Origin of the sequence: Curtobacterium sp. NPDC090217 (assembly GCF_044746705.1) — a bacterium.
GTDB lineage: Bacteria > Actinomycetota > Actinomycetes > Actinomycetales > Microbacteriaceae > Curtobacterium.
Map to the genome: position 1 here is coordinate 1 of NZ_JBIVCR010000006.1, position 22,436 is coordinate 22,436.

A 22,436-nucleotide genomic window follows, 5' to 3' on the forward strand; every position below is an offset into this window, starting at 1 on the left:
GAACACGGCACGGAACTCCCGCGAATACGCCGCCTCGCGACCCACCACAACCACCCCAATCGCTCAAGGTGTTGCGACCACCGAATGAACCCAAGTCGTCGTACGACAGCGGTCCTGTCGCTGGTGCGCGCGTGCAACAGTTGCGCGCGCGTGCTGACGACAGCGTCGTTGTCGTACGACAGCGAGTCTGTCGTTCCGAGTCGGCAGCGCCCGGCACGTGGCAGCACGAGTCGGCAGCGCCCGGCACGTGGCAGCACGTCCGGAAACGGGGAACGGGCCGGTCAGGAAACCCGACCGGCCCGTTCACGACCCGAGGCAGAGCGACAACCCGAATATCGCCCTGGCTCGCAGCGGACAGTGGCTTCGTACCCTAGTCGGCCACCGTCCGGCGATGTACTTCGTACACCGAACACCAGTAACTATGCCCGGAAGTACGCATCGTGTCAGTCATCATTATGGGGGACAAACACGCCCTTTCCGGTCCCCCTCGAGCGACACGTGTCCCCCGCACGAGGGGAGACCGACCGGGAAGTGCACCCTGCAACGCGCATACCGTCCGGTATCCCAGGGGTACATCCCAGCTCGGTCGTCAGCGCAGCGAACGGGCCCAGGCACCCGGACCGTGGGGCAGTGGGCCGCGGAGCCCACGAGCGGAGGTCTCCCACCCGACACGCGGTGACACCTCGATCTGCGCACGGCCAGCGGCCGCCGCTTCGTCGGCCTGGTGCTGCAGGACGGCGATGACCGCCGCGAGCTCCTCGGGCGTCGGCTCGCCGGAGACGACGTGGACGTCCGCGACCGGAGTCGGTTCGTCCGCGGGGACGGCTGCTGCGTGGCGCGGCGTCACAGCGGGATGTTCCCGTGCTTCTTCGGCGGCAGTGATGCCCGCTTGCCGCGCAGCGCCCGCAGCGCCTTGATGACCGAGACGCGCGTGGCATGCGGCTGGATGATGCCGTCGAGCTCCCCGCGCTCGGCGGCGAGGTACGGCGACGCCACGTTGTACGTGTACTCGTTGGCCAGTCGGGAGCGAACGGCTGCGACGTCCTCGCCCGCCTCTTCCGCGCGCTTGATCTCGCTCCGGTAGAGGATGTTCACGGCACCCTGGCCGCCCATCACGGCGATCTCGGCGGTCGGCCACGCCAGGTTGATGTCGGCGCCGAGCTGCTTCGAGCCCATCACGATGTACGCGCCGCCGTAGGCCTTGCGCGTGATGACGGTGACGAGCGGGACGGTCGCCTCGGCGTACGCGTAGAGGAGCTTCGCGCCGCGTCGGATGACGCCGGTCCACTCCTGGTCGGTGCCTGGGAGGTACCCGGGGACGTCGACGAGCGTCAGGATCGGGATCCCGAACGCGTCGCAGAACCGCACGAAGCGCGCCGCCTTCTCGCCGGCGTCGATGTTCAGCGTGCCGGCCATGGCCTGCGGCTGGTTCGCGATGATGCCGACGGTGCGTCCCTCGACCCGGCCGAAGCCGATGAGGATGTTCGGTGCGAAGAGCGGCTGCACCTCGAGGAAGTCGGCGTCGTCGACGATGTGCTCGATGATCTGCGTGACGTCGTACGGCTGGTTCGCGGAGTCCGGGATGACGACGTCGAGTTCGCGGTCGGCGTCGGTCGTCTCGAGCTCGGGGGCCAGGTCGTAGGCCGGTGCGTCGGACAGGTTGTTGTCCGGCAGGAACCCGATGAGCGAGCGCGCGTAGTCGAGCGCGTCGTTCTCGTCGTCGGCGAGGTAGTGCGCGACACCGGAGACCGCGTTGTGGGTCTGTGCGCCGCCGAGCTCCTCGAAGCCGACGTCCTCGCCGGTGACGGTCTTGATGACGTCGGGGCCGGTGACGAACATGTGGCTGGTCTTGTCGACCATGATCACGAAGTCGGTGAGTGCGGGGGAGTACACCGCGCCGCCGGCTGCCGGGCCCATGACGATCGAGATCTGGGGGATGACGCCGGACGCCTGCGTGTTGAGGCGGAAGATCTCGCCGTACTTGCCGAGCGCGACGACGCCTTCCTGGATGCGGGCGCCGCCGGAGTCGAGGATCCCGATGATCGGCACGCCGGTCTTCAGCGCGTGCTCCATGACCTTGACGATCTTCTCGCCGGCGACCTCGCCGAGGGAGCCGCCGAAGACGGTGAAGTCCTGCGCGTAGACCGCGACCTGTCGTCCGTGGATCGTGCCGAGTCCGGTGACGACCGCGTCGCCGTACGGCCGCTTCGACTCCATGCCGAAGGCGTGCGTGCGGTGCCGGACGAACTCGTCGAGCTCGACGAACGAGTTCTCGTCGAGGAGCAGCTCGATGCGCTCGCGCGCCGTCATCTTGCCCTTGGCGTGCTGCTTCGCGATGGCTGCTTCGCCCGCAGCGGTCACGGCCTCGTGGTACCGCTCGCGGAGGTCGGCCAGCCGGCCTGCCGTCGTCGAGAGATCGGGGGTGTCTCCTGAAGTCACCCGCTCACCCTACCGGCGGCGGGGTGGGCGTCGGTTGGAGGACCTCCACGGTTCCTGCCCGTAGATTTGCGTGCATGTCCACACCGGTCCTCCCGCTCTCGCGCGCCGCACTCGACCGGGTGGGTGCCGTCCTCGACGTCCGCGACACGACCGGTTCGACCAACGCGGACCTGCTCGCTGCTGCGTCCGACCTGCCGGACGGCAGCGCGATCGTGACGCTGGACCAGACCGCCGGCCGCGGACGCCTCGACCGTTCGTGGTCGGCACCGGCCGGGGAGACCCTCGCGGCGAGCGTGCTCGTCCGTGCCGCGCTGTCCGACCGCGACCGCGGCTGGCTGCCCCTGGTGGCCGGCGCGGCCATGCGGGACGCGGTGAGCGGAGCGCTCGAGCCGAGCCGACCCTCCCCGTCGGAACGGGTGCTGGTGAAGTGGCCGAACGACGTGCTCGTGGACGGCAAGAAACTCTGCGGCATCCTCTGCCAGGTCGCCGCCGACGGCTCCGTCGTCGTCGGCGCCGGCGTCAACCTGACCATCCCGGCCGACCGGCTCCCGACCCCGACGTCCACCTCGCTCGCCGTGGCTGGAGCGACCGGCGAGGCGGTCGACCTGGCGGACGCGGTCCTGTCCGCCTTCTGGTCGGGCGTCCGGGAGGCCGTGGTCGCCCTGGTCGCCGGTGGCGCGGCGGCCGACACGGTGCGGTCGCACGTCCGCGCCGGCTGCGGCACGATCGGCGCGCGGGTGCGCCTCGAGCTGCCGGACGGCAGCACCGAGGAAGCCGACGCGACCGGCATCGACGACGACGGCCGGATCACGATCCGGGATCGAGACGGCGCGGAGAGGGGCGTCGCCGTGGGTGACGTCACCCACCTGCGGTATGCATGACGGCATGACCGCCGAGCCACCGCCCGAACGCGTCGTGGCCCGGCTCCGGCCCCACGCGCGTCGTCTGGTGCGTCCGGCGGTGTTCGTCGTCCTGGTCGCGGTCGCCGGCGGGTTCGGGTTCGGGGTCTTCCAGGCGCAGCTCGCGTGGATCAACGCCGTGGTCGCCGGACTCGTGCTCGTGCTGGTGCTGTTCGGCGGCGTCGTGCCGCTGGTGCGGTGGATGACCGAGCGGTACGTGGTCACCACGAGGCGACTCGTCGTCGTGCACGGCTTCGGCACCAGGACCCGGCAGGAGCTCCTGCACTCGCGTGGGTACGACGTGACCGTCCGGCGGCGTGGGCTGCAGGGGCTGTTCCGGTCCGGAGACGTCCTCGTGTTCCCCGGCGACGACCCCGCCGTGGTGCTCGCCGACGTGCCGCACGCCGACCTCGTGGTCGCGGTGCTGCACGACATGGTCGAGGCGTACGAGGCCCGCCGTCGGCACCGCGAGCCGGACTGGGACGAGATCGTGCGGGGCCCTGACCGCTCCTGAGGCGTCGTCATCGCCCTCGGTGGAAGTTCGCACGTGGTCCGGTACCGTCGTCCCGTGCGCATCTCTGTCATCGGCTGCGGGTACCTCGGTGCCGTGCACGCCGCATCCATGGCCAAACTCGGACACGAGGTCGTCGCGGTCGACGTCGACCCGGTGAAGATCGAGCGGCTCGCCGCGGGCGACGCTCCCTTCTTCGAACCGGGACTCCCCGAGATCCTCGCCGAGGCGATCGCCTCCGGCCGCATCCGATTCACGACGGACTACGCCGAGGTCGCCGGGTCCCGCGTGCACTTCCTCGCCGTCGGGACCCCCCAGGGGCCGACCGGCGCTGCGGACATGACCTACATCGACTCTGCGATCGCGTCGCTGACGCCGCACGTGGCCGCCGGGGAGTTCGTCGTCGGCAAGTCGACCGTGCCCGTCGGGACGGCTGCGCGGCTCGCCGCCGGCCTGCAGGACGCGGTGCCCGGCGCGACGCTCGTGTGGAACCCGGAGTTCCTCCGCGAGGGATTCGCCGTGCAGGACACCATCTCGCCCGACCGGCTGGTCTACGGCGTGCCGTCCGGCCCCGCGGGATCGTCGGCGGTCGAGGCCCTCGACGAGGTGTACGCGACGACCCTGGCCGAGGGGACCCCGCGTCTCGTCGTGAACCTGCCGACGGCCGAGCTCGTCAAGGTCAGCGCGAACGCGTTCCTGGCGACGAAGATCTCCTTCATCAACGCGATGGCCGAGATCGCCGAGGTCGCCGGGGCGGACGTGACGGCGCTCGCCGACGCGATCGGGCACGACGACCGGATCGGCCGCAAGTTCCTGAACGCCGGACTCGGGTTCGGCGGCGGCTGCCTGCCGAAGGACATCCGCGCGTTCCAGGCCCGAGCCACCGAGCTCGGGGTGGGGGAGTCGCTCGACTTCCTGGCCGACGTGGACGCGATCAACCTGCGTCGCCGCGCCCACGTCGTGACCGTCGCGTCAGACCTGCTCGGCGGCGACGTCGCCGGCAAGCGGGTCGCGTTGCTCGGGTTGGCGTTCAAGCCGAACTCGGACGACGTGCGGGACTCGCCGGCACTCGACATCGCCGCGCGGCTGCTCGAGCTCGGCGCCACCGTGTCCGCGTACGACCCCGAGGCGAACGGCACCGCTGCCCGGGTCCGTCCACAGCTGCGGTACGTGGACACCGCAGCGGCCGCGATGCAGGACGCCGACCTCGTCCTCGTCCTGACCGAGTGGAACGAGTTCCGCACGCTCGACCCGAACACGGTGGCGTCGATCGTCGCGAGCCCCGTCGTCATCGACGGGCGCAACTGCCTGGACCGTGACGCCTGGACGACCGCCGGGTTCGTGTACCGCGGCATGGGGCGCTGATCCACCAGGTGGCGTCCTTCGTCGCACGCCTGCAACGGCACGCCTGGGCCACCCCGACCGTGCTGCTCGCCATCGTGGTCGTGATGGCGGCCTCCGTCGCGCGGGCCTTCACGACCGACCCGCTCGGCAGCGCCGACGAGCCCGCGCACCTCGACTACGCCCTGCAGGTGTGGCACGGGCACCTCCCGCTGTTCGCCGACGGCCTGCGGAACACCGTGCCGTTCGGCGCGCACCCGCCGGTCCAGTGGGTCGCGCAGCACCCGCCGCTGTTCTACCTGGTGCTCGCCCCGATCGTGGGACCGGCGTGGGACAGCGGTCACGTGCTGGTGGCCGTGATGCTCGGCCGGTTGTGCAGCGTCGTCTTCGCCGGCCTGCTCGTGCCCGCCTCCGCGTGGGCGGCCGCGCGCTGCTTCCCCGACGCCCGTCGCCTCCCGTCCGCCGTCGGCGTCGTCGTCGCGCTCACGGGCATCGTCGTCGTGCAGGGGGGCTCGATCTACAACGACTCGCTGTACGCCGTCCTCTGCGCGCTCGCCGCGGGTGTGGCCGGAGCGGCGCTCCGCTCCGGGCTCGGGCCGCGCCTGCTCGTCGGCGGCGTGCTCGTCGGCGCAGCCGGGATGACGACACGGTTGTCGTTCGGGATCTGGCTCGCCGCGATCGTCGTGGCGTTCCTGCTCGCCCGTCGTGTCCGACTCGGTGCACTCCGCGGGATCGGCGGCAGGATCGTCGCCGGGATCGCCCCGCTCGTCGCCGCCGCGGCCGCGTCCGGCTGGTTCTACCTGCGGAACCGCGAGGTCGCCGGCAGCTTCAGCGGTCGTCCGACCGGGTGGGCCGGCCACGTTCCGCGCGAGAAGCGCAGCGACCTGCAGGTGGCGGTCGACCCGGAGTTCTGGCGCGGGATCTACGGCGTGTTCCGTGGTGCGCTCGACCCGCTGTCCGCGGTGCCGTGGCTCCTCCTCGTCGTCCCGGTCCTCCTCGCCGTGGTGGCGATGGTGCTGCACGGGGTGCTCCGACGTCGATCCCTGCCCCGTGGGGGTGACGCGCTCCGCACCGCGCTCGTCGTGGCGATGCTCGCCGTCGTGACCGTCCTGTTCACGGTCGCCGAGCTGCGCTACGTGGCAGGAGGCGGTGGCGCGATCAACCGGTACGTGCTGACGGTCGTCGTGCCGGTCGCCTTCCTGGTCGCCGCCGGACTGGTCTCGTGGGGTCGTGCGTCGGCGTGCTTCCTCGTCGCGTGGTCAGCACTCGCCGTCGTGCCGTCGGTGTCGCTCGTGACGTTCTCGGGCGTGGCGATGCTGCCGCACTCGGGCGCGGTGGGCACCCTCGCCTTCGTCGTGTCGATGGCCGCCCTCGTGCTCGCGCTCCTCGCGTTCGTGCTCGCGGAGCGTCATCGTCCGGACGGACCCGCCTCGCGCGGTGCCGGCCGACGTTCGGCCGGTCGAGGGGGCTCGGTCAGCGGAGCGCGGCCCGGATGACGGCCCGGTAGCGTTCGCCGATCCGGTCGCCCGAGAACGCCTGCGCCGCGGCTGCTGCGCCGTCCTGGAACCGTGCTCGTGCCGTGTCGTCGGTCAGCACCGTCCTGAGCGCGGACCGGAGCGCGGGGACGTCGCCCGGTGCGACGAGCAGCCCGGACACGTCGGTCTCGACGACGTCGCGGATCCCCGGCAGGTCACTGGCGACGATCGCGGCGCCGACGGCCGCGGCCTCGAGCAGCGTCACCGGCAGACCCTCCTGGTCCCCGTTCGCCGCCGGGACCGACGGCAGTGCGACGACCGTGGCGGACGCCAGGGCGTCGAGCACCTCGGTCTTGCCGCGCTGCCCGAGGAACGTCACCTGCAGCCCGGTCGCCTGCCGTTCGAGCCGCTCGCGGTACGGGCCGTCCCCGATGACGACGAGCTCCCACTGGACGTCCTCGATGCCACGGAGCGCCTCGATGAGGTTGCCGAAGCCCTTCTTCTCGACCAGCCGACCCACTGCGACGACCCGTCCGGAGCGGCGCTCGCCGCGCTGGCGAGCCGCTTCGGCCGGGGCGAGGTCGACGCCCATCGGGACGACGCTCGACCGCGCCGTGGGGACGCCCCATCCGGTGAGACGATCGCGCATCTCGCCGTTGACCGTCGTCACGTGGGCCGCGCGCCCGAGCACCCAGCGCTTCAGACGGACGAGCGGCGCCGCCCGGAGCGCGTAGACGTCGCCGCCGTGGGTGGTCACGACGAGGGGGACGCCCGGTGCCGCGAGGGTCGCGATCAGGGCCTGCGGGATCGCCCAGTGCGCGTGGATCACGTCGGGACGGAACGACCGGACCGCCCGGCGCACCGCGGCGTACTGCGCGGCCATCAGTGCGGGCACCTGCACGAGGCGGCTCCGACGTTCCTTGAGGTTGTCGAGGATCGCGCCGTCCGCGAGGTCCTCGAACCGACGTGGGAAGTACGGGAACCGCACGACCCGGACACCGTCGACGACCTCGGACCGTGCCGCTCCTGGCACCCGCGGCGTGAGCACCGCGGTCTCGAACTCCGTCGCCTCTTGCCGGGCGAGGTCGAGGACGAACGCGGGGACGCCGTCGTCGGGACGTGCGGGGAAGGTGGACGCGAGCACGAGCACGCGGGGCCGGGCGGGGACGGGCATGGGGGTTCCTTCGCTGCGTCGGGCGCGGTTCGTCGGCGAGTCCCGGACGGGCATTGGTACCCTGCTGGGGGCCCGCGGAGCCGGTCGACGATCGGCGTCAGCGGGCCGGACCCCCGAGCAGGAGACCCGTGCGAGTTCTGATCCACAATAGCGATTCCCCCCACAACCGCGGGGACCGTGCGATCCTCGCCGGCAACGTCGAGCTGGCGCGTCACCGCTGGCCGGGCGCCGAGATCGTCTCGCTGTCGCAGTACCCCGAGCGCGACGCCGCCTGGTTCGGCATCCGGTTCCTGCCGGTCTCGCCCTACAGCACCGGCGTCGGTGACCTGTTCCGGCTCCTCCGGGCAGCGCGCGGTGCCGATGTGGTGCTCTGGGGCGGCGGGGAGATCCTGAAGGACTACACGAACAAGCTCGGGCTCGTGTACTGGCTGCTCAAGCTCCTGCTGCTCCGGCTCGTGAACCGTCACCTCGTCGGCGCCTTCCAGGGCATCGGCCCGACGTCCGCGTCGATCAGCAAGCGCCTCATCCGCGCCACGGTCGACCTGACCGAGGTGTTTCTCGTCCGCGACGACGAATCCCGCGAGAAGCTGGTGGCGTGGGGCGTGCGGACGCCGGTCGTCTCGTCGTTCGACCCCGCCGTGGTCGGCACCGTCACGACGCCCGACGCCGACGTGCTCGAGCGTCTCGAGCGCACCACGGGGCTCACGGCCGAGCGCCTCGACGGGTCGATCGGCATCGGCGTCCGACGCTGGTTCCACTACAAGCGCAGCGGCTGGATCCCCTTCCGGTTCGTGCCGAAGGCGTTCCGGAAGGCGCACGCCGAGTCCGAGGACCTCCAGACCTACCGGCGCGCGCTGACCGACCTCGTCGACGCCGTCGTCGATCGATGGGACACGGACGTCGTGTTCTACCCGATGCACATGGAGGCGTCCGAGGGTGATGCCGCCTTCGCGCGTGAGGTCATCGCCGGGCTGCGACACCCGAAGCGCGCGCACGTCGTCGAGGCCGACGTGTTCTCACCGTCGGAGTACGCGGGGCTCATGTCCAAGAGCCGGCTGTTCGTCGCGAGCCGGCTGCACTCGGCGATCGTGGCCACCATCGCCGGTGTGCCCGCCACGGTGCTCTACTACGTCGACAAGGGCCGCCTCTTCTTCGAGCAGATCGGCATGCAGCGGTTCGCCCGCCCGATCGAGGACGCACTCCGGCCGTCGTTCGTGGCGGACGTGATCGCCTCCCTCGAGGAGCTCGACCGCGAGCGCACCGCCGTCGTGGCCGACCTCGCCGACGGTGTCGCGACGATGAGCGCGGCCCTGCGCGACGACTTCGCCAGGGGTACCGAGGCGATCCGATGAGCCCCAGGACGCGCGCGGTCCTCCGACGCGCGGTGCCGATCGTGTTCTACGTGGCGCTCGCGGTCTTCCTGTTCCTCTACGTCCGGAGCGTCGACTGGGGGCAGCTCGCCGGCATCCGGTGGAACTGGTGGTGGGTCGCCGTCGCGACGGCGATCAGCCTCGGCTTCCGCTACTGGGGCGTCGGCATCTGGTTCTACCTGCTCCGGCGGCTCGGTGCGACGGGGCTCAAGGGCAGCGGGGTGACCCTGACGGCCGTGTACGCCAAGTCGTGGATGGGCCGGTACATCCCCGGCGCGGCGACCTGGATCATCGGCAAGGTGTACTTCGCGTCCCGGCACGGGGTCTCGAAGGCCCGGCTCGGCGTCAGCGGTCTGCTCGAGGGCGGCCTGCAGATCGCCGCGACCCTGGCGCTCGCATTGGTGCTGCTGCTCATCGACCCCCGCACCCACGCCCTCGATCCGTGGATCGTGGTGGTGATGATCGCAGCGTTCGTCGGCTGCGTGGTCTGCCTGATCCCGAAGGTCTTCGTCTTCCTCGTGAGCACGGCGCTCCGCATCCTGCGTCGGCAGCCACTCGACGAGGACGTCACCCCCGGCATCGGGACGGTCCTCGGCGGCGCGGCGCTGTACGTCGTCGGCGCGCTGTTCTCCGGGACCGCGTACTACTTCATCACCCTGGCGGTGTACCCGTCGCTCAAGGGCAGCGACGCCGCGTTCGTCATCGGTGCCGCGAGCATGGCCTCCGCGATCAGCATGCTCGCGGTCTTCGCTCCCGGCGGGCTCGGCGTCCGGGAGGGCGTGCAGGCGCTGCTCCTCGGGCTCGTGATGCCAGGACCGGTCGCACTCGTCGTCGTCGTGGTCACGCGCGTGTGGAGCCTGGCCGTCGACGCGCTGTTCCTGCTCTGCGCGTCGATCCCCACCTGGTTCGCCCGGAAGTCCACGGGCGAGGCGGAAGAGGCCCCGGCCGCCTGACCCGGATGCGGCGTCCGGCCGACCCGGAGGTCGGGCGGACACGATGTCAGACCGTCACGCGCTCCCGCCGCGGCGCGCGGTCGCGGACACCCGGGGCCACCACGACGGCCGCGACGGTCAGCGCCAGCGCGACGAGCATGACGACCACGGCCACGACGACGACCGACACGGGGACCGGACCGAGGGCGGTGTACCACTCGACCGCGAGCCCGGACAGCGGCACCCGTGCGGCGTTCCAGAACCAGCTCGTCACGACGGTCAGCCCGTAGAGTCCGACCACCGGGCCCGCGACGGCGAGCGTGATCGCCAGGGCACGCCGACCCCCGGCGCTCCGCGGGATCCTCCGCCAGGCCACCGCGCTGATCGCGATGAAGCACACGATCGCGGGGAAGTAGTAGCGGCCCTGGGTGGCGGCGACCTCGGTCGTGGTCAGGTACGCGTGCGCGCTCGTGTAGGTCTGGATCCCGATCAGGAGCGCCGGGAACACCGCGAGGACGACGACGGCCCGGAGCTCGGGCCCGCGGCGGAACGCGAAGAGCACCACGGCGAGCAGTGCGACGATCGTCAGGACCCCGGTGAGGACGTCGCCGATGGTCACCTGCGCCTTGATCCCGGGGCTGCCCCAGAACGTCCGAGCGATGGTGCCCCAGCTGACGTCGAGGAAGTGGCCGAGCGTCGGGTGCTCACCGGGCGGGAACTCCTTCGGCGGCCGCATCGCCGCGTACCCGTTCGGCTGCAGCCGGTGGTAGGCGACGAGGTTGTGGAGCCACCACCACGCGCCGATGCCCCCGGCGACGCCGAGCGTCACGACGGTGCGCACGAGCCGGTGCACGATCGGCAGGACGCCGGCGCCGGCGACGAGCACCACGAGCGCGACGAAGGGGATCGCGGGCAGCGCCGTGCCCTTCACCCAGATCGCCGCACCGAGTGCGACGCCGAGTCCGATCGTCGTCCGCCACCGCAGGTCACCGGTCAGGAGCCGGACGGCCAGCCAGACGACGATCCCCGCCAGCAGCATCACCGGCGCGTCGTTCGAGACGGAGGCCCCGATCGACGCGAGCTGCGGGGTGGCGAAGAGCGCGAGCGCTCCGACCAGTGCCGCACGCGGCGAGCGGGTCAGCCGACGGACGGACGCCCACGCCAGCAGCGCCAGCGGGGTGACCGCCAGGGCATCGGCGATCCGGAGGGCGAGCACGGCGTGGTCGAACCGGAGGTCCCCGAAGTGCACGGCGCGCAGGACCGCGGCGCCGGCGAGGTACGCGGTCGGCGGGTGCTGCGTCATCTGGTTGACGGTGGTCGAGACGCCGGGGTTCGCGGCAAGCAGCTCGGTCATCGTCGACCACTCGCTCTTCGGCAGCGTCGCCTGCTGCTGCGCGGCGACCTGGACGGCGTTGAGCACGTGCATCTCGCCGGGGGCCGACCACGGGTCACCGATCGCCAGGTGCACGGCGGCGTCGATGTGCGCCGTCTCGTCCGGCGCCTGGAACGTCGGCAGGACGAGCGCCCAGACGAGCAGCCACAGGCCGAAGGCGGCCGTCACGACGGCGAGGGCGATGCGCTCCCACGGCCGGATCGGGGGAGCGGACACGGTCACGTCGGCGGGAAGGGTCGTCGGCACCCGACAATCCTAGGTGGACGCCGGCCGTCCGCCGTCGTGACACCGACCATCCGCCGTCGTGACACCGGCCGAACGCCGCGCGGACGCCGCCGCGCGGTCGGCTCAGACCTCGTGCGGCTCGCGGACCTCGGCGGCGACGACGCCGCGACGCGACGCCTCGCGCTCCACGCGGTCGGGGTGGTACACCCACACCTTGTACAGCCAGAAGCGGAACGCGGTCCCGAGCAGCAGCCCGATGACGTTGCCGGAGACGTTGTCCGCGAACGCCGACGTGAAGCCGAACACGTAGTGGGACAGCCCGAGGCAGCCGAGGGAGATGACCATGCCGCCGAGCGAGACGACCACGAACTCGAGCCCCTCGCGGGCCGCGACCGATCGGCGCTGGTTGCGGAAGGTCCAGTACCGGTTGCCGATCCAGTTCACCATGATGGCGATGACGGTCGAGATGACCTTCGCCCAGAACGGCCCGGAATGGACGTCGTCGGGGGAGAGCACCGTCGCACGCAGCAGGTTGAACACGGTGAAGTCGACGACGAAGCCGACCGCGCCGACCACACCGAAGCGGGCCAGCTGCGCGATGAGTCGCCGCACGTCGTCTCCAGGATCCGTAGAGTTGTGACGGACCGGGGAACCCGGACCGAACATCGATTGTAGACAGCCCGCTCTCCCTGCGCGGTGAGAACGGCGGAAGGAACACTCAGCATGGCGTTGCGCGTCGGGGTCGTCGGTGGAGGGCAGCTCGCCCGGATGATGGTCCCTGCGGCCGTCGAGCTGGGGCTGGACATCCGTGTCCTCGCGGAAGGACCCGGCATGTCCGCAGCGATCGCGGCGACGGCGGAGGGGGACTACCGCGATGCGGCGACGGTCCTGGCCTTCGCCGAGGAGGTCGACGTGATCACGTTCGACCACGAGCACGTGCCGCAGGAGGTCCTCCGCGCGCTCGTCGACGCGGGCGTCGCGGTCCGACCGGGGCCGGGGGCGCTCGCCGTCGCCCAGGACAAGATCGTGATGCGGCAGCGGCTCACCGACCTCGGCCTGCCCGTCCCGGACTGGGCCGCGGTGCAGGACCCGGACGAGCTCCGGCAGTTCATCGCCGACCACGGTGGCCGAGCCGTCGTGAAGACCGCTCGCGGCGGCTACGACGGCAAGGGCGTCCGCGTCGTGTCCGACCCGGCCGAGGTGGACGACTGGTTCATCGCGATCGCCGAGGCAGGCGGTGACCAGGCGCTCCTCGTCGAGGAGCTCGTGCCGTTCACGCGCGAACTCGCGCAGTCCGTGGCGCGACGTCCCTCCGGCGAGGTCGTGGCGTGGCCGCTCGTCGAGACGGAGCAGCGCGACGGTGTGTGCGCCGAGGTGCTGGCTCCGGCGCCGGACAGCGCAGGACGGATCGCCGATCTCACCGAGTCGATCGCGGTGCGCATCGCCGAGGAGCTCGACGTCACGGGCGTGCTCGCGGTGGAGCTGTTCCAGACCGGCGACGAGCGGATCCTCATCAACGAACTCGCGATGCGGCCGCACAACACCGGCCACTGGTCGATCGACGGTGCGACGACGAGCCAGTTCGAGCAGCACCTCCGCGCCGTGCTCGACCTGCCGCTCGGTGCGACGGGCATGAACGCGCCGTCCGCCGTGATGGTGAACGTGCTCGGCGGACCGGCCGACGGCGACCTCGCGGCACGGTACCCGGCCGCGCTCGCCGCCTTCCCCGAGGCGAAGTACCATTTCTACGGCAAGGCCCCGCGGCCCGGCCGGAAGATCGGGCACGTCACCGTGACCGGCGACGACGTCGACGACGTCGTCTACCGGGCGCGCGCGGCCGCCGCGCACTTCGACGACTGACAGCGGACGGACCGGAACCGGACAGGAGGCTCGGATCACCTCGACCACGCGACCTGCGTCGCCGAGGTGATCCGGGCCTCCAGTGCGTCTGCGCCCGCGGAGCGGGTGCCACCCGTGCAGGTGGCACCCGCTCTGGCGTCTGGTACCGCGGGGCACTGCGTGGTGCCATGGGATGGTCAGGGGTCGACCATCCAGGGGAGTCGCGCAGTGCGCCGTCACCAGTTCATCGCGGGCGCCGTCGCGCTCGCGTCCGCCGTCGGCATCGTCAGCGCGCCGATGCCGGCGACCGCGGCGACCGACGTCCGCAGCGCCTCCTCGACCCAGCTCTACGGCAACGGGCAGTACAACCCGCCGACGAGCGAGGCCGCGAAGAACGCGACCCTGCTCGCCTCGACCGACCCGGCTGGTTCGAAGGCGGCCGCCACCATCGCGAAGTACCCCGTCGCGACCTGGCTCGGCGAGTGGAGCACCGGGACGACGCTCGCGCGGACCATCGACACCGCGACGGCAGGTGCGGCGGCGAACGGGACCACCGCCGTCTTCGTGACCTACGCCATCCCGGACCGCGACTGCGGTGGGTACTCGGCCGGCGGCTTCGACGAGGCGTCCTACGACGCGTGGGTCGACCAGATCGTCGCTCGGCTGGCGGGGAAGCGTGCTGCGGTCGTCGTCGAACCGGACTCGCTGGCGATGCTCAGCAACGCCGCGTGCACGAAGGTCCTCGACCAGCAGCGGTACCGGATCCTCGCGCGTGAGGTCGCGGCCTTCACCGCGGCCGGTGTCCCCGCCTACCTCGACGCCGGGAACTCGAACTGGGTGCAGCCCGCGGTGATCGCGAGTCGCCTGAACAGTGCCGGCGTCCAGAACGCCCGCGGCTTCTTCACGAACGTGGCGAACTACTACCCGACGGCGCAGGAGCAGACCTACGCGCAGAAGGTCTCGTCGCTCACCGGTGGGTCCCACTACGTGATCGACACCTCGCGGAACGGCCAGGGATGGCGCGGGACCTGGTGCAACGGACCCGGGGCCGGCCTCGGCACGACGCCCCGGGTGGTGGCCGACGGGACCGCGCTCGACGCGCTGCTCTGGGTGAAGACCCCAGGGGCCAGCGACGGCACCTGCAACGGCGCCCCCGCCGCCGGGAAGTGGTACTCGGCCTACGCGCAGGCGCTCGTCGCCAACGCGGTGCTCGGGACCCCGCCCACCCTGCGGTCGCCGGTCGGGACGCTCGACGCCGCCACCGGTGCCGCGAGGGCCGTCCGCGTGCAGGGGTGGGCGTACGACGAGGACGACACGGCGGCCGCCCTACCGGTCCGGGTGACCGTCGACGGTGTCGCGGTGGCGACCCTGACGGCGGACGCTCCCCGGCAGGACATCGACGACGACTACGGCGTCGGCGCGAACCACGGCTACGACGCGACGATCGCGGTCTCCGGCGAGGGAGCGCACTCGGTCTGCACGACCGCGCTCAACGTGGGGACCGGTGTCGATCACCGGCTCGGGTGCGAGGACGTCACGGTCTGGGGCCACGACCCGGTCGTCCGGATCGACGCGGCGAAGGTCGTCCGTGCGGGCATCGACGTGACCGGATGGGCGGTGGACGCCGACGCCGGGACCACCCCGGTCACGGTCGACCTCACCGTGGACGGCACCGTCGTCAGGAGCCTGCCGACGACCGTCGACCGACCAGGAGTCGTCGCGCCGGCGGGCTCAGGCTCCGTGCACGGGTTCCGGACCGTCGTCCCGGCCGCGGCGGGCAAGCACACGGTGTGCGCCGTGGGCCGGAACCAGGGGACGGGATCGGACGTCCGTTCGACCTGTTCCGTGCTGACGGTCGCGGCCAGCGCACCGTGGGGCTCGCTCGAGTCGGTGACCGGATCGTCCTACCACCGCACCACGGTGACCGGATGGGTGTTCGACCGGGACGCGATCACTCGAGGGCTCACCGTCCGCGTCACCGTGGACGGCAAGCCGAGCAGCACCGTCCTGACGGCGGACGGCGATCGACCCGACGTCGACCGGACCTGGGGGTCGGGGCCGGCGCACGGGTTCTCCGGGCGGATCCCGTCGTCGTCCGGATCGCACACGTTCTGCGTGACGGCGGTCGGAGCAGGCAGCGGTGGGGACAAGGCACTCGGGTGCCGGACGGTCCGGGTGCCGTGACGGCGCGGCTCGGCCCGGTGCTCGTCGTGCGGCGTGTGGTGCTGCTCAGCTAGCCTCATCGGGTGACCGACACCACCGCAGCCGCCGCCCCGCTCGTCTCGATCATCATGGGGTCCGACTCGGACTGGCCCACGATGCGCGCCGCCGCCGACATCCTCACCGAACTCGACATCCCGTTCGAGGCCGACGTCGTCTCCGCGCACCGGACTCCGGACAAGATGGTCGCCTTCGGTCGTGCAGCAGCCGGACGGGGCATCCGGGTCGTCATCGCCGGTGCCGGGGGAGCCGCGCACCTGCCCGGCATGGTCGCGGCCCTCACCACGCTCCCCGTCATCGGTGTCCCGGTCCAGCTCGCGCGGCTCGACGGCCTCGACTCGCTGCTGTCCATCGTGCAGATGCCCGCCGGCATCCCGGTCGCGACGATGGCGATCAACGGCGCCGCGAACGCCGGACTGCTCGCCGCCCGGATCATCGGGTCGGCGGACCCGGAGGTCGCCGCGCGGCTCGCGGACTACGCCGCCGGCCTCGAGCAGGTCGTCGAGCGGAAGGCGGCGGCACTCCGTTCGCAGCTGTAGCGATCGGCGCTACTCGTGCTTGCGCGCGAACAGGCGCAGGTTGCCGATCGTGCTCTCGTAGACGTCCTGGTCGCCGGGGAACGTCCCCGCTGCCCGCCACTGCCAGAACTTCCACTTCGTCCAGCTGTGCCCGAGTTCACCCGGTGACGTGAAGTCGTTCACCGGGTAGATCGCGACGAAGAGCGGGTTGCCCGCGAACTGGCGGCTGTTGTTGGTGCAGCGCTTCCACCAGTCCGTCGTCGTGTAGATCGCCGGGAAGCGGTGGATCCGGTTGTACACCTGGTCCGAGAAGTCATGGATCCAGTTCCGCATCGCGCTCCAGCTGAGGCCGTAGCAGGTGCCCTGCGACGCACTGCCGTACTCGATGTCGAGCAGCGGGGGCAGCGTGGTGTTGTCGTCGCTCCACCCACCGCCGGATGCGAAGAAGTAGTCGGCGGTGGCCCGGCCGCTTGCCTGGCTCGGCTGGGCGTAGGCGTACCCGCCCCGGACCATGCCGACCACGGCGGAATCGAGGTACTGCTTCTGGTACGTCCGACTCTGGTAGCTCACCCCTTCGGACACCTTGATGTACGCGAACCGCGCCCCCTGTGCGTAGGCGGCTCCGAAGTCGACGTCCGGCTGCCACGCACTCACGTCCATGCCCTGCAGTTTGCCCGGCGGCGGGCCGGACGCCGTGGCCCTGGCCTGCGGCGCCGCGAGCATCTGCGTGCCGGCAGCGTCACCGGCCGCCTGGGCGTGCGCCTGGATGCTCGAGCCCATCGTGTGGTTGCCGGTGGCGTCCTGGGTCTCGATCGACGGATCGGCGGTGACCCCCGCGGGCTGCGCGCTCGCGGCGGCGGTCGCTGGTTCGGCGCCGCTGACGGCGTCGGCTGGGCCGTCGACGGCGAGCGCCACGAGCAAGCCCGTGGTGATCACCGCCGCGGCCACGGTGGTTCGTCGCGCTGCTGCACGCATCCGGTTGCTCCCCTGTCCGAGAAGGCCGGAGCACGGACGTGCTCGGGCCGTGTTCGGGGCAGCCTAACCGAACGCGTGGACCTTCTCAGAGGTCGGCGTGCAGCTGCCAGGTCTCGGCGGCGGAGTCCCGCCAGTCGAACATCCGCGCACGGTCCGGTCCGGCGATCGCGAGCTGCTCGGCGAGCAGCGGGTCGTTCACCACCTGGTAGACGGCCTGGGCGAGGCGTTCCTCGTAGCCGGATCGCGGCTCGAGCGGCACGGTGACGCCCGCGTCCGAAGCGACCTCACGCACCGCGGCGTCGTCGGAGTGGATGACCGGCGTGCCGAGGCTCATGGCCTCGATCACCGGCAGCCCGAAGCCCTCGGCAAGACTCGGGAACACGAACACCGTCGCTCGGTCGTACACGACGGCGAGGTCCGCGTCGTCGACCCGACCGAGGACCTTGACCCGCTCCTGGGACAGCCCGGCCCGCTCGGCGATGGACACCACGTCGACGTCTCCCCAGCCGTCGGGACCACTGATGACGAGCGGGACGTCCTGTGGCGCGTCGGGGTGCGCCATCGCCTCGATGAGGTGGGTGAGTCCCTTGCGCGGCTCGAGGGTGCCGACCGCCAGGACGTACCGGTCGGGCAGCCCGAGACGCTCGGCGCGGAGGTCGGCGTCCACCGGGACACGGAGGCGGCCGGAGGGAGCGCCGCCGATCACGCGGAGGCGGTCGTCGAACCGGTGGATGTCGTTCAGCGCTGCGGCGACCGCGTGGGTCGGGACCACGACCGCGTCGGCGTGCTTCCACGCGCGCTTGACCATCGCCTTGTGGAAGTGGACGCCGCGCGGCGTGAGGGTCTCGGGATGCGTCCAGGGCACGGTGTCGTGGACGGTCACGACGGTCTGGCGACCGGGCTCCTGGAAACGGTCGTGCTTCACGAGCGGCGCGAGGACGCTGGGTGCGTGCACCATGCCCTGCGACGCGCCGCGCGCGATGCCGCCCTGCCACGCCACCGCGAGCTCCCGACGCGGGAGTGCGAGACGGTCGACGTCCCGGAGACCGGGCAACAGCATGCGGATGCGCTCGACCTCGGCGGGGGCCACAGCGGACACCACCGCCTCGACGTCGCATCCGCGTGGCGCGGTCGCGATGAGCTGACGCGTCAGTTCCTCCGCGTACCGTCCGATGCCGCCGGGGATCGGTGCGACGACCTGGTCCACGATCACTCGGAGTGTGGTCACGGGGCTCCTCAGCGGTCGGTGTCGGCGGGCCCCCGGAGCGTAGCAGGAAAGGTTCAGCGCCCCGTGAGGACGCTCGGGCGACCAGCGGGATGGCACGATGGTGACGTGACACGATCCGCGCCGGCGACCGCCGAACCCGTCCGGACGCCATCGCTGAAGGTGTTCCCCGGCTCCGTCGTACTCGGTCTCGCGGTCGTCGTCGCCGTGGTGCTCGTCGGTTTCGTCGTCTCCCAGCAGCGACTGCAGGTGGTCACCGCGGACGGGATCTCCTACCTGTCGATCGCCCAGCAGTACGCGCATGGCGACGTCGCGGCCGCGGTCAACGCCTACTGGTCGCCGATGGTGTCCTGGCTGATGGCACCGTTGATCGCCGCGGGTGTCGGACTGACCGACGCGTTCGGGGCCGTCAGCAGCTTCGCGGCCGCGGTCGTGGTGGGCGTCGGCGCATGGTTGGCATGGACGGAGACCCGGCGGGTCGTGCCTGCGCTCGTCTACGTCGTCGCGGTGACCCCTGCGATGATGGCCGCGGCACCGGCCAGGACGCCCGACCTGCTCGTCGTCGCCTGGGTGATCGGGTTCCTCTGGTCGCTGCGCTGGGCGGACCGCACCGCGGCCGGGCCGGCGCGTCGGCGCGCGGGCGCGGCGGTGGTGCTCGGAGTCGCCGTCGCTCTCGGCTACTTCGTCAAGCTGTACCTGCTGCCCGTCGCCGTGGTGTCCGTCGTGGCGTGGCTGTCGGTGCGCTGGTGGTCCGCGCGACGCCACGGCACGCGCACCGCCCGCCCGTGGCTGACACCGGCGGTGGTGTCGCTGGCGTTCGCGCTCGTCGTCGCACCGTGGGTGGGCGCGCTCAGCGCGAAGTACGAGACTCCGATGCTCGGCTCGTCCTTCGGGGTGAACTTCGGCAACAAGTTCAGCTCGACGACGAACGACCAGGGCTGGCCCTTCCTGCCGGTCCCACCGAACGACGCCGCCACCACGCCGAACGAGGACTTCACGCCGTCGGTCTACGGGCAGGGGCCGTTCGACCGCCCGACCGACACCCCGGCTCCGGGCGACGAGACGGCGACGGACGACGCGGCGACGGACGCCACGGTCGACCAGTCGGACACGTCGCTCGTCGGCAAGGCCCGGTACTACGTCGAGCAACGACTCCTCGCCTTCCCCTACTACGTCAAGAAGATCTCCGATTCCGCGCCGGCGACGCTGCCGATCGGGGTGCTCTTCGCCGCGGCCGTGGTGGTCGGGGCCGTCCGGTTCCGACGCTCGCCGTTCGCCTGCACGACCGCGGTCGTCGGACTCGTGTACTTCCTCGGGTACGCGGCGATCACATCGGCATCGAGCGCCGGCGGCAACGTCCGGTACTACTGGCCGCTCTTCCCGGTCAGCGTGCTGCTCGCGGCCGTGATGCTGCCGGCAGTGTGGCGAACAGTGACCGAACGCGGCGTGGTCAGCCGTGTCGTCGTCGGAGTCGCCGTCGGGATCATCGCCGTGGCGTCCGTTGCCCAGAACCTCTTCGGCGTGCAGGCACCGTTCGTCGCCTCGACGACCACGACGGGCGCGCTACCGGTGTTCAGCGGCCCGGGGAAGTCCGCGGTCCTGGCGCTCGCCGAGGACATGGTCGCAAGTGGCGACCTGCCGACGGACGCGCGGATCATCGGGACGAACACACGGGTCACCGCGAGCCTCGCGCTCCTCGTCGACGCACATGCCTACGGCCGCTCCGGTCAGGGCTACGACGTCTCCTCCGCCGGTCAGCGCGCGCTGTTCTCGCAGGTGGGAGTGCAGTACTTCCTGCAGTTCGACGAGGCCGGACAGCCGCAGCGGGACTACGACGACGCCGGGGTGCGCGTCGGATCCTTCACCGCGACCATCCCGTGTTCGTCGGACGCGGCCGGGGTCCCGCCCACCGACTGCCGAGTTGACGTCGTCCGGATCGACCCCTGACCGCACAGACGGCGATGCGCGGCCCCGATCGGGACCGCGCATCGGCGTCTGCGTGCAACCGGAGATCAGACGAGGACGCCCGCTTCCGCTGCGGCATGCAGCGCTTCGCGCCAGTCCCGCATCGGTTCGATGCCCGCTCGACGCCAGGCATCGTGCCCGAGCACGCTGTAGGCGGGTCTGGGGGCCGGACGCACGAACGCTGAACTGTCCGTCGGCAGGACGCGCTCCGGGTCCAGCCCGACCTCGGCGAAGATCGCCCTCGTGAAGTCGAACCAGGAGCCCTTGCCCGCGTTGGTGCCGTGGTAGATGCCGGCCGGGGCGTCCGCGTCGAGCATCGCCACGATCTGGCGGGCGAGGTCTCCCGTCCACGTGGGCTGACCGAGCTGGTCGACGACGACCTGCACGGTGTCGTGCGAGCCCGCGAGCCGGATCATCGTCTTCGCGAAGTTCGGGCCGCCGGCACCGTAGAGCCACGCGGCGCGCACGATGTACGACGAGTCGGGGGCGATCTCACGCACTGCTGCCTCGCCGGCGGCCTTCGTGCGTCCGTAGGCCCCGATCGGGGCGGTCGGCTCGTCCTCCGCGTACGGCGAGGTGCCGTTGCCGTCGAAGACGTAGTCGGTCGACACGTGGACCAGCTTCGCGCCGGTGGCGGCCGTCGCGCGGGCGAGGACCTCTGGTCCGCGGGCGTTCACGGCATGGGCGTCGTCCTCGTGGGATTCCGCATCGTCGACCTTCGTGTACGCAGCCGCGTTGATGACGACGTCGTGCCCGGCGACGGCGTCGGCGACGGCCGCCTCGTCGGTGATGTCGAGCGCTGCGCGGCTGAGAGCGGTGACGTCACGCCCGGACAACGCCAGCTGGAGGTCCTGTCCGAGCATGCCGGCGGCGCCGGTGATGAGGTAGCGGGTCATGCGATGGCCGCGCGCTCCTTGAGCGGCTCCCACCACGCGCGGTTGTCACGGTACCACTGGACGACATCGGCGAGGCCCTGTGCGAACGGCACCTGCGGCTCGTAGCCGAGCTCCGCCTGGATCTTCGAGATGTCGACCGAGTAGCGCAGGTCGTGGCCGAGCCGGTCGGCGACGCGGTCGACGTACGACCAGTCCTTGCCGGTGGCCTCGAGCAGCATCTCGGTGAGCTCCTTGTTCGTGAGCTCGGTGCCGCCGCCGATGTTGTAGATTTCGCCGGCGCGCCCGCGGGTGAGCACCATCGCGATGCCGCGCGTGTGGTCGTCCACGTGCAGCCAGTCGCGGATGTTGTTGCCCTCGCCGTAGAGCGGGACGTGCTTGTCGTCGATGAGGTTCGTGACGAACAGCGGGATGACCTTCTCGGGGAAGTGGTAGGGCCCGTAGTTGTTCGAGCAGCGCGTGATCGAGAGGTTGAGCCCGTGCGTGCGGTGGTAGCTCCTGGCGAGCAGGTCGCTTCCGGCCTTCGACGCGGAGTACGGGGAGTTCGGCTCGAGCGGGCGGTCTTCTGCCCACGAGCCCTCGCTGATGGAGCCGTACACCTCGTCGGTGGAGACGTGCACGAAGCGCTCGGTGCCGTGACGGAGCGCCGCGTCGAGGAGACGCTGGGTGCCGACGACGTTGGTCTCGACGAAGATCCCGGAGTCACGGACCGAGCGGTCGACATGCGACTCGGCGGCGAAGTGCACGATGGCGTCCACCGCGGGGACGACCTCGTCGAGCTTGGCGGCGTCGCGGATGTCACCCTGTACGAACGAGTACCGCGAGGAGTCCGAGACGGGTGCGAGGTTCGCGAGGTTCCCCGAGTAGGTCAGGGCGTCGTAGACGACGACCTCGGCGCCTTCGAGGCCCGGGTAGGCGTCCTCGAGGGTTCTGCGGACGAAGTTCGAGCCGATGAAGCCGGCCCCTCCGGTGACGAGGATCTTCACGCTGGTTTCCTTTTCGTGGCCGATGGAGGTCGGCTGGATGCGCCGACGACGGTCGG

Annotated in this window: 19 protein-coding genes; 10 read left to right on the forward strand and 9 right to left on the reverse strand. The window is 71.5% G+C overall.

All coding sequences use genetic code 11. The annotated features are described in order from the left end of the window. Nucleotides 1–589: 589 nt before the first annotated feature. A complete protein-coding gene (locus ACIPJ2_RS17865) occupies nucleotides 590–847 on the reverse strand; it encodes an acyl-CoA carboxylase subunit epsilon (RefSeq protein WP_402729967.1) in 258 nt (85 codons plus the stop codon). After that, nucleotides 844–2,439 (reverse strand): acyl-CoA carboxylase subunit beta, encoded by a 1,596-nt coding sequence (locus tag ACIPJ2_RS17870; RefSeq protein ID WP_281265019.1) that lies wholly within the window; start codon nucleotides 2,437–2,439, stop codon nucleotides 844–846. The genes ACIPJ2_RS17865 and ACIPJ2_RS17870 overlap by 4 nt, the downstream gene beginning before the upstream one ends. A gap of 74 nt (nucleotides 2,440–2,513) precedes the next feature. Between ACIPJ2_RS17870 and ACIPJ2_RS17875 the strand changes: the two genes are divergently transcribed. Genes ACIPJ2_RS17875 through ACIPJ2_RS17890 form a run of 4 tightly spaced genes read left to right on the forward strand, consistent with a single transcriptional unit; the run spans nucleotide 2,514 to nucleotide 6,686 of the window. Further along, nucleotides 2,514–3,320 carry a biotin--[acetyl-CoA-carboxylase] ligase gene (locus ACIPJ2_RS17875; protein ID WP_402729968.1) on the forward strand — a complete coding sequence of 269 codons (807 nt, stop codon included), beginning with the start codon at nucleotides 2,514–2,516 and terminating at the stop codon, nucleotides 3,318–3,320. 4 nt (nucleotides 3,321–3,324) lie between these two features. Next, nucleotides 3,325–3,852, forward strand: a complete 528-nt coding sequence (locus ACIPJ2_RS17880) for a PH domain-containing protein (RefSeq protein WP_281265017.1) — start codon at nucleotides 3,325–3,327, stop codon at nucleotides 3,850–3,852. A gap of 54 nt (nucleotides 3,853–3,906) precedes the next feature. After that, nucleotides 3,907–5,214 (forward strand): UDP-glucose dehydrogenase family protein, encoded by a 1,308-nt coding sequence (locus ACIPJ2_RS17885; RefSeq protein ID WP_402729969.1) that lies wholly within the window; start codon nucleotides 3,907–3,909, stop codon nucleotides 5,212–5,214. 8 nt (nucleotides 5,215–5,222) lie between these two features. Continuing rightward, nucleotides 5,223–6,686, forward strand: coding sequence for a hypothetical protein (locus ACIPJ2_RS17890; protein WP_402729970.1), 1,464 nt, complete (start codon nucleotides 5,223–5,225; stop codon nucleotides 6,684–6,686). On the opposite strand, the gene ACIPJ2_RS17895 is transcribed toward ACIPJ2_RS17890, so the two are convergent. After that, nucleotides 6,664–7,839, reverse strand: coding sequence for a glycosyltransferase (locus ACIPJ2_RS17895; RefSeq protein WP_402729971.1), 1,176 nt, complete (start codon nucleotides 7,837–7,839; stop codon nucleotides 6,664–6,666). The two genes, ACIPJ2_RS17890 and ACIPJ2_RS17895, sit on opposite strands and share 23 nt — an antisense overlap. 128 nt (nucleotides 7,840–7,967) lie before the next feature. Between ACIPJ2_RS17895 and ACIPJ2_RS17900 the strand changes: the two genes are divergently transcribed. After that, entirely contained in the window at nucleotides 7,968–9,191 is a 1,224-nt protein-coding gene (locus tag ACIPJ2_RS17900; protein ID WP_402729972.1) for a polysaccharide pyruvyl transferase family protein, read from the forward strand. Then, nucleotides 9,188–10,162 (forward strand): lysylphosphatidylglycerol synthase domain-containing protein, encoded by a 975-nt coding sequence (locus ACIPJ2_RS17905; RefSeq protein ID WP_402729973.1) that lies wholly within the window; start codon nucleotides 9,188–9,190, stop codon nucleotides 10,160–10,162. Before ACIPJ2_RS17900 ends, ACIPJ2_RS17905 begins: the two co-directional genes overlap by 4 nt. Before the next feature lie 46 nt (nucleotides 10,163–10,208). Here ACIPJ2_RS17905 and ACIPJ2_RS17910 read toward each other — a convergent pair whose 3' ends face one another. Further along, a complete protein-coding gene (locus ACIPJ2_RS17910; RefSeq protein ID WP_402729974.1) occupies nucleotides 10,209–11,780 on the reverse strand; it encodes an ArnT family glycosyltransferase in 1,572 nt (523 codons plus the stop codon). A gap of 102 nt (nucleotides 11,781–11,882) precedes the next feature. After that, on the reverse strand, nucleotides 11,883–12,371 hold the full coding sequence (locus ACIPJ2_RS17915; RefSeq protein WP_402729975.1) for a GtrA family protein: 489 nt from the start codon (nucleotides 12,369–12,371) through the stop codon (nucleotides 11,883–11,885). Nucleotides 12,372–12,482: 111 nt separating this feature from the next. Between ACIPJ2_RS17915 and ACIPJ2_RS17920 the strand changes: the two genes are divergently transcribed. The 3 genes from ACIPJ2_RS17920 (at nucleotide 12,483) to purE (ending at nucleotide 16,357) form a co-directional block, all read left to right on the forward strand. Further along, nucleotides 12,483–13,619, forward strand: coding sequence for a 5-(carboxyamino)imidazole ribonucleotide synthase (locus ACIPJ2_RS17920; RefSeq protein WP_402729976.1), 1,137 nt, complete (start codon nucleotides 12,483–12,485; stop codon nucleotides 13,617–13,619). Between the two features lie 207 nt (nucleotides 13,620–13,826). Beyond that, nucleotides 13,827–15,782, forward strand: coding sequence for a glycoside hydrolase family 6 protein (locus ACIPJ2_RS17925; protein WP_402729977.1), 1,956 nt, complete (start codon nucleotides 13,827–13,829; stop codon nucleotides 15,780–15,782). Between the two features lie 62 nt (nucleotides 15,783–15,844). Continuing rightward, on the forward strand, nucleotides 15,845–16,357 hold the full coding sequence (gene purE, locus ACIPJ2_RS17930; RefSeq protein WP_402729978.1) for a 5-(carboxyamino)imidazole ribonucleotide mutase: 513 nt from the start codon (nucleotides 15,845–15,847) through the stop codon (nucleotides 16,355–16,357). Between the two features lie 9 nt (nucleotides 16,358–16,366). Here purE and ACIPJ2_RS17935 read toward each other — a convergent pair whose 3' ends face one another. Beyond that, nucleotides 16,367–17,311, reverse strand: a complete 945-nt coding sequence (locus ACIPJ2_RS17935) for a GH25 family lysozyme (RefSeq protein WP_402729979.1) — start codon at nucleotides 17,309–17,311, stop codon at nucleotides 16,367–16,369. A gap of 85 nt (nucleotides 17,312–17,396) precedes the next feature. Beyond that, nucleotides 17,397–18,539, reverse strand: a complete 1,143-nt coding sequence (locus ACIPJ2_RS17940; RefSeq protein WP_402729980.1) for a glycosyltransferase family 4 protein — start codon at nucleotides 18,537–18,539, stop codon at nucleotides 17,397–17,399. 105 nt (nucleotides 18,540–18,644) lie between these two features. Between ACIPJ2_RS17940 and ACIPJ2_RS17945 the strand changes: the two genes are divergently transcribed. Then, on the forward strand, nucleotides 18,645–20,483 hold the full coding sequence (locus ACIPJ2_RS17945; protein ID WP_402729981.1) for a hypothetical protein: 1,839 nt from the start codon (nucleotides 18,645–18,647) through the stop codon (nucleotides 20,481–20,483). Between the two features lie 65 nt (nucleotides 20,484–20,548). Here ACIPJ2_RS17945 and rfbD read toward each other — a convergent pair whose 3' ends face one another. Together rfbD and rfbB are read right to left on the reverse strand one after the other, a co-directional pair. Further along, a complete protein-coding gene (gene rfbD, locus ACIPJ2_RS17950) occupies nucleotides 20,549–21,397 on the reverse strand; it encodes a dTDP-4-dehydrorhamnose reductase (protein WP_402729982.1) in 849 nt (282 codons plus the stop codon). Continuing rightward, entirely contained in the window at nucleotides 21,394–22,380 is a 987-nt protein-coding gene (rfbB, locus tag ACIPJ2_RS17955; RefSeq protein ID WP_402729983.1) for a dTDP-glucose 4,6-dehydratase, read from the reverse strand. Before rfbB ends, rfbD begins: the two co-directional genes overlap by 4 nt. Between the last annotated feature and the right edge of the window lie 56 nt (nucleotides 22,381–22,436).